A 13,444-nucleotide genomic window follows, 5' to 3' on the forward strand; every position below is an offset into this window, starting at 1 on the left:
TACCATGAGGATAATAATGGTGAGCGGAGGAGAGTACGGGAAGAGGGTGGTGAACACGGTGGCTGAGCATGGCTTCGCATCCAGTATGGTCGCCGTGTTTGAGTATCCTGATGAAACACCTGAATTCCTTGATGACCCTTCATCCCTGGTCCCTGAATCGGTGTCTGATGCTGATCTAACCGTGGCTGCCGGTCTTAAGGGGGACCTTAACCTTGTGGCCGCCGAGATTGCAGCAAAATCAGGTGCAGAGTCACTTATCATTGAATCACACACACCGACACAGCTACCCGATGGCCTTAAAAATGAAATTAAAAGCATGTTCAGGGGTAGAATTGCATTTCCTGTTCCATTCTGTTCCCTTGAACCCTCAGGAGACAGATACATTGATGAGTTTGCGGAGCGCCTCGGAAGGCCCCTCCTCGAGATAAGATCCGGTGCAAGGATAGGATCCGTAAGGGTTAAAAGGAGCGCTCCCTGCGGTTCAACCTTCTACATTGCAGATGAACTTTCTGGTTCAGCACCTGAAGATGCGGAGATCCTTGCAGGTGAGAAACTCCATAACTATCCCTGTCTGGCATCCATGGATACAGACCCTGGATTCGGGGATACACACCTCCACATTGCAGGTTACCTCACAAGGGAGGCTGTTAAGAGGGCCACAGGTATCCCTGGAGCCCATGCAGTGGTGGATCCTGAGGTCTGCCAGGGATACGAGTGCGGCTTTCTCTGCAGGGACGTATGCCCCCTTGTGAGGTTATCCCATGATACCGTTACCATGGGTGAACATGCGGTTATAGATCCATTCTCCTGCGGTGCATGCGGCAGGTGTGTTAAGGAGTGTCCCTACGGGGCAATAGAACTCATAGACGGACAGGATTACAGGTCCTGATATGATCAAAATTGATAGAAAGTAGTCCGGGAGATGGTAATCTGAAGAATGGTGAAGTTGTATTCATTGGAGCCGGTCCAGGTGACCCTGAACTCATAACACTTAAGGCCCTGAAGGTCCTTAGGGAGTCGGATGTTGTTATATATGCTGGTTCCCTTGTAAATGAGAAAATCCTTGAATACGCCCCTGAGGACGCGGAGGTTCACAACAGTGCATACATGAATCTTGATGAGATCACCGATATCATGGTGAAGGCGTGTGCCGAGGGCAGGAGGGTTGCAAGGGTACACACCGGTGACCCTTCAGTATACGGTGCAATAAAGGAGCAGATAAGGGTGCTTGAGGAGAACAGCATACCCTACAGGATCATACCGGGTGTCAGCTCTGTATTTGCAGCGGCAGCGGCCCTTGGAGCTGAGTTAACCCTCCCTGAGATATCCCAGACCGTTATAATCACACGCCCCGAGGGCAGGACCCCGGTACCCCCTGGTGAGAGTCTCAGGGAACTTGCAGCCCACAGGTCAACCATGTGCATCTTCCTTGGTGTCCACATGATTGAGGATGTCTGCAGGGAACTCCTTGAGTATTACCCCCCCGACACACCCGCCGCCGTTGTTAAGAGGGCGTCATGGCCCGATCAGGAGATCATCAGGGGCACCCTGACCGATATACCAGGAAAGGTTAAGGCTGCCGGTGTAAGGAAGACTGCCATGATAATCGTGGGGAGGGTCCTTGAGCCAGGAGATTTCAGGGCCTCAAAGCTATATGATGCCGGCTTCAGCCATGAGTACCGTGAAGGGACATCAGAGTGAACCGGTCCATCAGACCGTGATGAGTTTTATGTGTTTCATTCCACAGCCATGGAACCTGTCCGCGAGTTCAGTTATCCTTTCAGCATCACCTTCAAGGATGAATATCTCCAGACAGTTCCCGTCCCTGAGGTGGCTGTGGACCTGGGTGTTTATAATATCCTCATAGTCATGCTTGATGTTGTTTACCCTGTCCTCAACCCTTTTATGGTGTATGAGAAATATCACAGCATTTATATCTCCACTTAACTCATCCAAGTTCTTTTTTTCATCTATAAACCTCCTTGCAGCTGTCCTTATCACATCGGATCTTCCTGAAAAACCCATGTCATCCCTGATCCTGTCTATCTCCTCAAGGAGTTTTTCACCGATTGAAACACTTACAACCACCATACAGAACTATATTTTAATAATTACTTATATGGATTATGTTAAATTTTATTAAAACAAATCTTAAATATTAATAAGAATAGAGTATACTTGGGTGGAATAAAACCATGAAATGGGGTGTGACACGTGACCGCTAAGATGATCCGTCACCGTCTTAAGGAAATACTGGGACTTGTCATCATCACGGTCCTCTCTGTAACAGCAATGTACCTCTTCACAGGTACAGAACCCCCAGGGGGTGGTGATGAAAAGCTGGTGGTGGTGGCGACGATAATGCCCCAGAAGGAATTTATAGAGGCCGTTGCAGGTGAACGTGCAGAGGTCACGGTGCTGGTACCTCCAGGTGCAGACCCGCACACCTATGAACCGGACCCCGGAACCCTTAAAAGGGTTTCAGAGGCGGACGCCTACTTCATTGTGGGATCCGGAATTGAATTCGAGACCCAGTACCTTGACAGGCTCAGATCCATCAACCCGGACATGCTTATCGTGAACACCTCCAGGGGGATCAGGTTCATACCCACCCAGGGAGGGGATGAACACCACGAAGACATTGAAAGTCCCTACGACCCCCACGTATGGACATCACCACAAAATGCCATGATAATGGTCAGGAATACCCTTGAAGGCCTTGAAAGGATAGACCCCCAGGGCAGCAGGTACTATCAGGACAACGCCAACCTCTACCTTGAAAGACTGAGGGAACTGGACACCAAGATGAAAAAGACCCTTGAAGGGAGGGAGGGCGAGGCCATACTCGCTTACCACCCTGCATGGGGGTATCTCTGCTCTGAATACGGGCTGAGGCAGGTGGCCATTGAAAGGGAAGGCAAGGAACCGGGACCCGGAACGCTGTCAGATATAATAGGGAAAGCCAGGAGGACCGGTATAAAGGTCATATTCGTATCACCCCAGTTCAGCAGGAAGAACGCCGAGATGATTGCAGATGAGATCGGCGCGGAGGTTGTGGTGGTGGATCCATTGAACCAGAACTACATTGAAAACATGGAGAAGATACTCAGGGCCCTGGAGAATGGGTGGTCCCATCAGGGGGATTGATGGCTGCAATCAGAAAGAAAAGACTTCCACGGAAGGAGGGGATAAAGATTCCTGCAGTTGAAATAGAGGATGTAAGCTACGCTGTCAGGGGAAAGCTGATACTTGATGGGATAAACCTCAGGATACCCTCAGGAGAGCTCACGGCCATAATAGGACCCAACGGAGGGGGTAAAACAACACTCCTGAGGCTCATAACAGGACAGATAAAGCCATCCAGTGGAACCGTAAGGGTCCTGGGGATGAAGCCGGAGTATGCACGGCACAGGGTAGGTTACCTTCCCCAGAGGAGCCACTTTGAAACTGACTTCCCCATAAACGTATTTCAGACAGTCCTTATGGGTGCATACAGAAAACTTGAATCCTACACGGACAGGGACAGGGAAAGGACCCTTAAATGGCTTGAAAGGGTTGGTATGCTGGAGTACAGTGACAGGAAACTCGATGACCTCTCAGGGGGTGAACTCCAGAGGGTCTTCCTGGCAAGGGCCCTTGTAAGGGAACCGGAACTGCTCCTACTTGACGAACCAACAAGCAGTGTTGACCCTGCATTCCAGGCTTCATTCTACAATATCATCGATGAACTCAGGGGTGATGTGACCATAATCGTGGTATCCCATGACATCGGAACGGTTGCCCAGCACGTTGACAGCATCGCATGCCTCAACCACAGGATATTCGTGCATGGGACTGTTGAGGAGGCCCTTGGATGCCTTGAGGATGCATACAGCTGCCCGGTTGAACTTATTGCCCACGGGATACCCCACAGGGTCCTTGAAAGACACAGGGAGCCGTGAGATTATGATGGAGATACTCCAGTACCAGTTCATGAGGAACGCCATTGTCGCGGCGGTGCTTGTAAGTATCGCCTGCGGTGTTGTTGGTAGCTATGTTGTCACAAAGAGGATAGTCTCCATAAGTGGCGGTATATCCCATGCAGCCTTCGGGGGTGTTGGGCTCGGATACCTGATGGGTGTAAGCCCCGTGACCACGGCCATACCCTTCACAGTGGGAGCGGCCATCTCCATGGGTGCCGTTACAAGGAAAACCGGGATCAGTGAGGATACAGCCATAGGAATACTCTGGTCCGCAGGCATGGCCCTTGGTATAGTCTTCATAAACCTCAGCCCGGGCTATGCCCCTGATCTCTTCAGTTACCTCTTTGGGAACATCCTTATGGTAACCCCCATTGATCTCTGGACCATGCTGATCCTTGACCTCATCATAATCTCAAGTGCAGTGCTCTTCGAAAGGGAGTTCCTGGCCCTATGCTTTGATGAGGAGTACGCTGAGGTCCTTGGGGTGCCTGTGGACACCTTCTACCTCTACCTCCTTGCCCTCGTCGCCCTCAGTGTCGTTGTACTCATAAAGGCCGCTGGTATAATACTCGTCATAGCACTCCTCACGATCCCTGCAGCCATTGCAAAGAACTTCAGCATGAACATGAAGGACATAATGGTCAAGGCAACCCTGACAGGTGTCCTGACGGCACTTGCAGGTCTATGGATCTCATATGAGTTCAACCTTTCATCAGGGGCAATAATAGTCCTCCTTCTAACAGCACTCTTCGGCATAACCCAGATTTTCGGTTATCTGAAAGAAAAAAATACATTAAAGAGGATGCAGAATCATTAAACATGAAGTGCGGTTCTGACCTCAGGGATACGCTTAAATCCTCAGTAGGAGATTACCTCAGCATCACGCTTATCACTGGAAAGACCTATTATGGGGAGGTTAAAAGGGTTGAAACAGATTACCTCAGCCTTGAACTGAAGCTGAGGGGTGGTAAGACCACAACAACCGTTATAATACCCCTGGCCCATATCGTGACAGTAACCCTCTAATGTGATGGCAGAATAACCACCAAGATAAAATAGAGCACGTATCGTGACAGTAACCCTCTAATGTGATGGCAGAATAACCACAAGGATAAAACGGAGCGGATACCTTAAGGTCCACGAGACTCCATAAAAGCCATCATTATAGACTATGGCTTCATGATCTTCAAGCCATCGGATGTTCCGGCGATTACCATATCTGCAAGACCTGAGAATATGCCGTTCTCAACCACGCCGGGTATGCTGTTAAGCCTCACCTCAAGGTCCCCTGGTTCATGGATAACCCCAAAGGATGCATCGAGGACGAAGTTGCCGTTATCGGTCACCACGGGACCGTCCTTCCCCTCACAGGATCTGATGGAAACATCGGCGCCCATTGACTCAAGGGTCTCCATTACAGGTCTGCAGGCCGCGGGTATGACCTCGACAGGGAGCGGGAATGCTCCGAGTCTATCAACAAGTTTTGATTCATCCACAATGACTATGAATCTTTCTGCAGCAGAGTCAACTATCTTTTCAAGGGTGTGGGCTGCACCTCCACCCTTTATGAGGTTCAGCTGGGGGTCCACCTCATCAGCCCCGTCAACCGCAACATCAGGGTCGTGTTCACTGAGGCCAGTGATCCTTATACCTGAGCTGGATGCAAGGAACATTGACTGGTAGGATGTCGGGATGCCCATGACATCAAGTTCCTCCTCAAGAACCCTCCTCCCGAGTTCCCTGATGAAGTAGTGTGCTGTTGAACCCGTGCCAAGGCCCACAACATCCCCATCCCTTATCTCATGAGCCGCCCTCAATGCGGCCATCTTCTTAAGATTCATGTAAACCTCCTTCAAAGTTATTTATCTGTAAGCTGGAGTAAAACCCTCCTCAGTTCATGCCCCTCAGGGCACTTTTTATCAGGTTTTCCCAGATTTTTTACAATCCTGCACCTGTCCCCCTCCCTGAGGCCCTCGGGGTGGCAGAGATCATACATCCTGCATTCCCTGCTGCAGTCAGGAGCCTCAAAGGATATTATCGACCCTTCAAAGGCCCTTCTTGAGTCTATGAGTGTCTCGATACTGGCCCTTTCAGCATCCACCACAACTACCTTCTCTCCCTCATGAACCGGGCACCTCTGGTCCCTGTCCTTAACATCCCTTATAATGTACATGTGCCCCTCCTCAAGGGGTTTTATGCACGTGGACCTGAACCTGCAGTTCTCGCATTCCTCTGCAGGTCCGCAGTAAAGGAACCTGACGCCCTTCCTTGCAAGCTTTTCACCTATAAGAGTTATCAATCATATCACTTCCGTTATCTTTGCAAGATTCTCAGCTGCTTCCCGGGTTAAACCCCTGTCTCCAAGGATTGTGTAACGCTCCCTTCTGATCGTATGGGCTGTTGTGAGGGCCTCTATGATGTACTCAGGGTCTATGCCCAGTTCATATGCGTTGGTAGGGGCGTTCATCTTTGAGAGAGCGTCCCTTATGAACTGCCAGCCCCCCCGTGCAGGTGCATCATCATGATGGCTCCCACTCCGCACTGCTCACCATGAAGGGCTGGTCTGGGTGCGATGACATCAAGGGCGTGGCTGAACTTATGCTCGGAGCCACTTGCGGGTCTGCTGCTTCCAGCGATGCTTATAGCAATCCCGCTACTTATGAGGGACTTTACAACGAGCCTTGCACTCTCCTCAAGGCCCTCCTTGATTGCATCGGCAGATCTGATTATCATCTTGGCTGTCATGAGTGAAAGAGCCGCTGCAGATTCACTGTACCTTTCATTGAGCAGCCTGTGGGCCAGCTTCCAGTCCATGATGGCCGTGTAATTTGACACTATATCCGCACACCCCGATGCAAGGAGCCTGAAGGGCGCCCTGCTTATGATCTCGGTGTCTGCAATCACACCTATCGGTGAACTGGCCTCAAGGGATGCTGTGCCCTCACCGTTCTTTATGGAGGCCCTGGGGGAGGCTATCCCGTCATGTGATGCCGCTGTTGGGACGCTTATGAAGTGGATGCCCTGGAGGGTTGCGGCCATCTTGGCAACATCAATGACCTTACCGCCCCCCACGCCAAGCACAAGGGATGCCGTGTCCAGAAGATCCTGGACATCCTTCACATCACCCATACTCGCCTCCCTGACGGTTACCTGATCAACCTCAAAGCCTTCATCCTGGAGGCTCTCAATTGCAGCTTCACCCCCTATTTTAAGGGTTGTGGGGCCTGTTACAACCACAACCCTCCCCTTAAATCTTAGTTCACTGCATATCTTACCGGTCTCTCCTATAACACCCGGCCCCGTGTATATCTCCCTCGGTAACTGAATTTTCCTTGGATCCATGTTAACCCTCTGATGGAGTATATTATTTAAGTACTGGTGATAAAATAATTTCTGATTGGTGTTTATCTCCCGCGAAAGGATATATTTTTTGTGAAATTATCAAGAAGACCCTAACGGTTATCATGGTGAAAAAATGACAGAGTTCAGTGAATGGTTCCATAACATCTTAGAGGAAGCTGAGATTATTGATCAGAGGTATCCTGTGAAGGGAATGCACGTCTGGATGCCCCACGGTTTCAGGATCAGGAAGAACACCCTTAAAATCCTGAAGGACATCCTTGACAGGGACCATGAGGAGGTCCTCTTCCCCCTCCTTGTACCCGAGGATGAACTGGCAAAGGAGTCCATACATGTAAAGGGCTTTGAGGACGAGGTATACTGGGTGACCCATGGCGGCCTCACCAGGCTCCAGAGGAAACTGGCCCTGAGGCCGACAAGCGAAACCGTGATGTACCCAATGTTCGCCCTCTGGGTGCGTTCACACAGCGACCTCCCCATGAGGTTCTACCAGGTGGTTAACACCTTTAGGTACGAGACAAAACATACAAGGCCACTTATAAGGGTCCGTGAAATAACAACCTTCAAGGAGGCCCATACAATCCATTCAAGTGCCGCTGAAGCCGAGGAACAGGTTGAAAGGGCCATAGAGATCTACAGGGAATTCTTTGACGCCCTTGGAATCCCATACCTCATCACGAAGAGGCCCCCATGGGACAAGTTCCCTGGCTCAGATTACACCATGGCCTTTGACACCATCATGCCCGATGGAAAAACCCTCCAGATAGGCACTGTCCACAACCTTGGCCAGACCTTCGCCAGGACCTTCGACATAAAATTCGAAAACCCTGACGGTGAACATGAATACGTCCACCAGACCTGTTACGGTCTCTCTGACAGGGTTATAGCCTCGGTGATAGCTGTTCATGGAGATGAATCCGGTCTCTGCCTCCCCCCGGAGGTTGCATCCTACCATGTGGTTATAGTCCCTGTGATATTCAGGGGCGCCGAGGAGGAGGTCCTTGACGCCTGCAGAGGCCTCATGGAGAGGCTTGAATCAGCAGGTTTCAGGGCCCACCTTGACGACAGGGACCTCAGGGCCGGGAGGAAGTACTATGAATGGGAGATGCGCGGAGTCCCCCTCAGAATCGAAATCGGCCCCAGGGACCTTAAAAACAACTCCGCAGTCATATCAAGGAGGGACACCGGGGAGAAGACAACCGCGGACCTTGAAAGCATAGAGGACACCCTGAGGGAGCTCATGGACGACATCCTTGAGAACATCCGGAAACGTGCATGGGAGAGGATGAACTCCATGATAAGGGAAGCTGAAACCCTTGAGGAGGCGGCTGAAATCATAGAAGAGAAGAGGGGCATCATATCCTTCATGTGGTGCGGTGATGAGGAATGCGGTAAGGACATCGAAGAGAAGGTCAGGGTGGATATACTTGGAATACAGGAAGGCGGAACCGGAACCTGTATAAACTGTGGCAGAGAAGCAGAACACAGAGCATTCCTTGCAAGAACATATTAAACGGTAGATTGGATGAACCTGAAAATAGTGCTCGTGGTAGGCCTCATATTCCTCTTCGCAGTATCATCGGGAGGAATATGCTACCTGGTGATGGGTGGACCGGACCTTGAAGCAGCCTACCAGAATGGTAAAGCAGAGGCTGTGCAGAAGACCCAGGCAGGGGAAATACCACACACAGTTCAAGTGAAAAACTCGTGGGACAGGCCCGTAAGGGTGCTCTCGGGCACACTCCTTACAGGGGACGGTTCAGGGGGTCTTGTCATAGCATCAACCGTCACCGTACCTGCAGGCTCATCGGTGGAGGTGCCTGCCTACAGCACTGAACCTGAAAAAAGAACAGTCCCCGGGAGCAAACTGAAACCCACAGGACAGGCACCCGGCCTCATAAGGGACGTTATCTCATCCTCAAACCCTGATAACCCTGATGAGGCCATGAAGACCCAGCTTAAGATCTGGGTACTTGCAAGGGGTGATAAACTGGACATATACCGTGGCGAGGTGTACGCTGCAGTTAAAAAAAGGGACATGAGGTTCTACCAGCTCAAGGAGCGCCTTGAAGCTGTGAAGGCTGAGCTTAAAGCAGATTACGGGCTTACAGATGATGAACTCTCAGCAGCTGACATCAACAGCCCAATCCTTAACAGGAGCTCACCCCTTAGGATCCTTTCACTCATTAAAACAATTTACCCTGGAGCGGGACAATGAAGACTTGCGCCATAATACCCGTATCAAGATTTTCACATGCAAAGACAAGACTATCTCCGACCCTATCACCCTCAGAGAGGGAGGGACTCCTCAGGGCCATGCTCAGGGACGTCTCAGAGGCCCTGCGGAGCCATGTTGACAGGGTCCTTGTAATCAGCGCAGATGAGGACGTCCTTGAATACGCCTACAGCCTTGGCCTGGATATCCTTGAGGAGAAGGGTCAGAAGGACCTTAACGGGGCCCTTGAGCAGGCGGCGGATTTCTGCAGTTCAGAATTTGATAGGATAATTATAACACCATCTGACGTCCCCCTGATAGGGAAGGCTGAAGTCAGGGACCTCCTTAAGAGGTCAGAGACCTTCGACCTCGTCATAGCACCGGCCAAGGGAGGGGGGACAAACACCCTCATCCTTGAACCAGGCAGCATGGGGCTGAAGTTCGGTGACTGCAGCTTCTTTGAGCACGTGATGGAGGCCGAAAGGATAGGTATGAGTGTCCATGTCTATGATTCATTCTACCTCTCCCTTGACGTGAACACCGCCGAGGACCTGGGTGAGATCATACTCCACGGTGAGGGTACACATACAAAGGAGTACCTTAAGGGCCTTGAATTTTCAGTTAAACCCTCAAGGGGTTCTGCGAGGCTGGAGGTTTCAAGGACATTCCACCTGGGGTGATGGTTGTGATGGCGATTTCGGTTGCGGGTCTAGATCCATCAGGGGGTGCCGGGATACTGGGTGACATAAAAACCTTCTCGGCCCTGGGGGTCTACGGTGCGGTTGCTGTAACAGCACTGACATCACAGAACGTGAAGAGGGTTTCAGGGGTTCTTCCGGTGCCCCCTGACTTTGTCGGGGAGCAGATCGACCTTGTTATGGAGGACCTCCCTCTGGTCCATGGTAAGACAGGGATGCTCTACAGTGAGGACATAATCAGGGTAGTTGCTGAGAAAATAAGGGAATACAGGCTCAGAATGGTTGTTGACCCTGTAATGGTGGCGGCATCCGGTGGGAGGCTCTCATCTGAAGGATTTGTTGATGCCCTGAAGAGGTACCTTCTCCCTGAGGCTTTGATAGTGACTCCAAACGTTGCAGAGGCTGAAAAACTCTCAGGTGTCAGGATATCCTCAGTCGATGATGCCCGCAGGGCTGCGAGGGTTATAGGTGACCTCTGTGATGTTATTATTACTGGGGGTCATCTTGGAGGTAAAAATATAATCCTCCTTGACGGTGAGATCAGCATCCTTGAAGGGGAACTCATAGAGACCAGCAACACCCATGGGAGTGGATGTTCATTTTCTGCTGCAGCAGCAGCCTACCTATCCAGGGGCTTCGATCTCCATGAGTCCCTTAAAATGGCCGATGCTTTTGTCAGGGAAGCCATAAGGCATGGCAGGTACGGGACCCTCAACCAGTTCTGGTCCCTTGAGGAAAAGGAAAAACCAGATTAGAGGAGTTCATCCCTGAGGTCTATGGTGTCCTCCAGTGATGGACCCGTTGAGATTATGGTGACCGGAACGCCTGTCTCGGATTCAATCTCCTCGATGAACCGTTTAACATCGGCTGAGAGGTCAGAATAATCACGTACACGTTCACATTCAGGGTAAAGCCGGTCCACGCAGGTAACAGCGATCTGGGTTGCCCCGTTGATCATGCAGGACTCCCTGGCCATCTCCATATCAAAGAGGCCAATCCTTCTTCTTCTACCTGTAACGGTACCGTACTCCTCAAGGCCCATCTCCTCGGCCTCCTCCTGGCTGATCTCTGTGGGGAATGGACCCTCACCAACCCTTGTTATGTATGACTTGAACACCGCGATGACCTCATCGACCCTTGTGGGGCCAAGGCCCACGTCTGCAGCTGCTGTGCTTGCAGTGGTATCCTTGCTGGTGACGTAGGGGTAGGTACCGTAATAGAGGGAGAGTCCGAAGCCCTGTGATCCCTCAACAAAGACGTCCTCACCGTTATCAAGTGCCTCATTGACCTCCAGGGGTACATCTGCAAGGAAATCCTTGAGTTCCTCCACTTCACCAGCCAGTTTTGCCGTCCTCATTACACGTTCGGCGTTTGCCGGTCCGCACCCTGTACCCGTACTCCCTATCTTCTTGGAAAGGTAACTTGAGGACTGGTCCTGTTCCTTGTGCTTCTTCTCTATTATTGCGCAGCGGTAGTCGACCCCTGTCCTCTCTGCAACACTGTACTTTGATAGGTATTCCATTTCATGAAGGAAGACCTCAGGGTCAACAAGGACACCTGCACCTATAAGGAGCCTTGCATCCCTGTGGAAGAAGCCGGAGGGTGTGAGTCTGAGTCCGTACTTATCACCCCTGAACTCCACTGAGTGGCCTGCGTTTGGACCGACCCCTGCCCTTGCAATTATTGATGGTTTATCATTGTAACATAGGTAGGTGATGCATTTTCCTTTGCCTTCGTCACCCCATCCTCCTCCAACTAGAACAGTGCATGTCATTTTTATTACTCCTTAGATTTATGCCTCTCATATATTACAGGGTATCCAATAAAAATTTTTCCAAATCATACCTTCCTTCTTATTATGCGTTCAAAGAGCATCGGTGTGAATCGGCGCTGGAGGGCTATCAGCACATGCTGCTGGAGGGCGTCCTCCATTGTCTCAAGGGTTATCCTGTCCTCGCCCTTCCTTATCCTCACTGCCTGGGCTATCTGGGCTATGTCCCTTGCATGGGCAAAGGTGGGCTGCAGGCCCTCCCCTCCCTCTGCTATCGGTTTATATACAAGGGCGAATCGTTCAAGGATTTCCGGGTCGTATTCCTCGCCCATGGAGTCAAGGTTGCGCTTGAAGACCTCAACTATCTCCTCCACGGCTGGTTTTTCAAGGTGCACGTGCAGCGGAGCCCTTCGAAGGTGGGCCTCGTCCATGATGGTTATATCAAGGTTTGTTGAGAAGGCGGGGATGAAGTGTGTGTGGACAACGACCGGTGATCCCTTGACATAGATCATGTCCTTCTTGTTCTCAAGGGGGAAGATAAGGCGGTTGAGGAGGGCGTTATGGTCCTCCTTCTGCCTTCCAAGGTCGTCCACAAGAAGAACTCCGCCGTTGGCCTTTATGATGGGGGATGTCTCATAGACGCCCTTGTTGGGATCATAATTGGTGTCAAGTTTCCTGCTTGTAAGCTCAGAACCCGTGAACACGAATGGGGCGTAAATCTTAACCCATCGCGGGTCCTCAGGCTGTTCAGGGCACATTCGATGAAAATCAGGGTCGTAGAACTGGATTATCTGTTCACTGAACTCAACGTATCTTGGTATAACTATGGGTGGCAGGAGGTCGGACATCTTGCTGGTTATAAAGGTTTTACCTGTACCTGGGGGTCCGTAGATGAAGAGCCCCTTACCTCCAATCGCACCCTCTATAAGGGTCTTCTTGGCACTTTCGTTCCCCACCACATCCCTGAAGGCCTTCTCGATGACCTCCTCGGGTATGTTTATCGGGAATCTGCCCTCCAGCTGTTCACCCATAATCTTGAAGTAGAGTTCATAGCTTACGGGGGCCATTCCAACGTAGGGGTTCTCCTTAAGGAGCTTTGAGGCCTGGCTCTGGCCCTGTTTCTTGATGGTGTAGGTTACGCTTGGAAAGAGGAATCCTCCACCGGTTGGGGCGCAGAGTTCATCCTTTTCCATCTCCTTAAGGCATTCCTCAAGGATATCGACGTGGAGCCCTGTTATCTCATGGATCCTGCTGACCTGCACACTCCCATAGGTGGCTATAACCTTCAGGATAAGATTTTTAATGAAGTTAACCGATAAGTCAATCTCTTCAATGGTCTTGGGCTGTTTGAGCATCTCGAAGAGTTTCTGCATCTTTTCATCATGGTAATAATCCATTGAACCACTCCAGGTATAATCTGTGACTAGTAGACCTATGT

Annotated in this window: 15 protein-coding genes and 1 pseudogene; 10 read left to right on the forward strand and 6 right to left on the reverse strand. The window is 50.9% G+C overall.

The features are described from left to right. Positions 1-4: 4 nt before the first annotated feature. On the forward strand, positions 5-889 hold the full coding sequence (locus FZP57_RS04645) for a DUF166 domain-containing protein (RefSeq protein ID WP_191215983.1): 885 nt from the start codon (positions 5-7) through the stop codon (positions 887-889). Between the two features lie 11 nt (positions 890-900). Then, positions 901-1,701, forward strand: a complete 801-nt coding sequence (cobM, locus tag FZP57_RS04650) for a precorrin-4 C(11)-methyltransferase (RefSeq protein WP_238337831.1) — start codon at positions 901-903, stop codon at positions 1,699-1,701. 9 nt (positions 1,702-1,710) lie between these two features. Here the strand turns inward: cobM and FZP57_RS04655 are convergent, their stop codons facing one another. Next, positions 1,711-2,091: a CopG family ribbon-helix-helix protein gene (locus tag FZP57_RS04655; RefSeq protein WP_191215984.1), complete on the reverse strand. Its 381-nt coding sequence runs from the start codon at positions 2,089-2,091 to the stop codon at positions 1,711-1,713. Positions 2,092-2,214: 123 nt separating this feature from the next. On the opposite strand from FZP57_RS04655, the gene FZP57_RS04660 reads away from it, so the two are divergent. The 4 genes from FZP57_RS04660 to FZP57_RS04675 are packed head-to-tail and all read left to right on the forward strand — an operon-like array spanning position 2,215 to position 4,988. After that, entirely contained in the window at positions 2,215-3,147 is a 933-nt protein-coding gene (locus FZP57_RS04660; protein WP_238337832.1) for a metal ABC transporter solute-binding protein, Zn/Mn family, read from the forward strand. Beyond that, positions 3,147-3,941 (forward strand): metal ABC transporter ATP-binding protein, encoded by a 795-nt coding sequence (locus tag FZP57_RS04665; protein ID WP_191215985.1) that lies wholly within the window; start codon positions 3,147-3,149, stop codon positions 3,939-3,941. The genes FZP57_RS04660 and FZP57_RS04665 overlap by 1 nt, the downstream gene beginning before the upstream one ends. A 4-nt stretch (positions 3,942-3,945) precedes the next feature. Beyond that, a complete protein-coding gene (locus FZP57_RS04670; RefSeq protein WP_191215986.1) occupies positions 3,946-4,779 on the forward strand; it encodes a metal ABC transporter permease in 834 nt (277 codons plus the stop codon). Between the two features lie 2 nt (positions 4,780-4,781). After that, positions 4,782-4,988, forward strand: coding sequence for a hypothetical protein (locus FZP57_RS04675; RefSeq protein ID WP_074358991.1), 207 nt, complete (start codon positions 4,782-4,784; stop codon positions 4,986-4,988). A 143-nt stretch (positions 4,989-5,131) separates the two neighbouring features. On the opposite strand, the gene rpiA is transcribed toward FZP57_RS04675, so the two are convergent. The 3 genes and pseudogenes from rpiA to FZP57_RS04690 form a co-directional block, all read right to left on the reverse strand. Next, the gene (gene rpiA, locus FZP57_RS04680) at positions 5,132-5,803 is read right to left on the reverse strand and encodes a ribose-5-phosphate isomerase RpiA (RefSeq protein ID WP_074358992.1); all 672 of its coding nucleotides are present in this window, start codon (positions 5,801-5,803) and stop codon (positions 5,132-5,134) included. Positions 5,804-5,820: 17 nt separating this feature from the next. Beyond that, positions 5,821-6,261, reverse strand: a complete 441-nt coding sequence (locus tag FZP57_RS04685; protein ID WP_191215987.1) for a UPF0179 family protein — start codon at positions 6,259-6,261, stop codon at positions 5,821-5,823. After that, positions 6,262-7,304 (reverse strand): annotated as a pseudogene (locus FZP57_RS04690) (NAD(P)-dependent glycerol-1-phosphate dehydrogenase). Between the two features lie 133 nt (positions 7,305-7,437). Between FZP57_RS04690 and proS the strand changes: the two are divergent. Genes proS through thiD form a run of 4 tightly spaced genes read left to right on the forward strand, consistent with a single transcriptional unit; the run spans position 7,438 to position 10,990 of the window. Further along, positions 7,438-8,835, forward strand: a complete 1,398-nt coding sequence (gene proS / locus FZP57_RS04695; RefSeq protein WP_191215988.1) for a proline--tRNA ligase — start codon at positions 7,438-7,440, stop codon at positions 8,833-8,835. 12 nt (positions 8,836-8,847) lie between these two features. Further along, positions 8,848-9,540, forward strand: coding sequence for a hypothetical protein (locus FZP57_RS04700; protein ID WP_074358996.1), 693 nt, complete (start codon positions 8,848-8,850; stop codon positions 9,538-9,540). Next, a complete protein-coding gene (cofC, locus tag FZP57_RS04705; RefSeq protein WP_074358997.1) occupies positions 9,537-10,217 on the forward strand; it encodes a 2-phospho-L-lactate guanylyltransferase in 681 nt (226 codons plus the stop codon). Before FZP57_RS04700 ends, cofC begins: the two co-directional genes overlap by 4 nt. 5 nt (positions 10,218-10,222) lie before the next feature. Continuing rightward, positions 10,223-10,990, forward strand: a complete 768-nt coding sequence (thiD, locus tag FZP57_RS04710) for a bifunctional hydroxymethylpyrimidine kinase/phosphomethylpyrimidine kinase (RefSeq protein ID WP_370518345.1) — start codon at positions 10,223-10,225, stop codon at positions 10,988-10,990. Here thiD and FZP57_RS04715 read toward each other — a convergent pair. Both FZP57_RS04715 and FZP57_RS04720 read right to left on the reverse strand, forming a co-directional pair. Then, entirely contained in the window at positions 10,987-12,009 is a 1,023-nt protein-coding gene (locus tag FZP57_RS04715) for an adenylosuccinate synthetase (RefSeq protein WP_074358999.1), read from the reverse strand. The genes thiD and FZP57_RS04715 overlap by 4 nt on opposite strands. Before the next feature lie 65 nt (positions 12,010-12,074). Beyond that, the gene (locus FZP57_RS04720; RefSeq protein ID WP_074359000.1) at positions 12,075-13,403 is read right to left on the reverse strand and encodes an ATP-binding protein; all 1,329 of its coding nucleotides are present in this window, start codon (positions 13,401-13,403) and stop codon (positions 12,075-12,077) included. Positions 13,404-13,444 lie beyond the last annotated feature (41 nt).

Source organism: Methanothermobacter sp. THM-1, assembly GCF_009914355.1.
Classification (GTDB): domain Archaea; phylum Methanobacteriota; class Methanobacteria; order Methanobacteriales; family Methanothermobacteraceae; genus Methanothermobacter; species Methanothermobacter wolfei.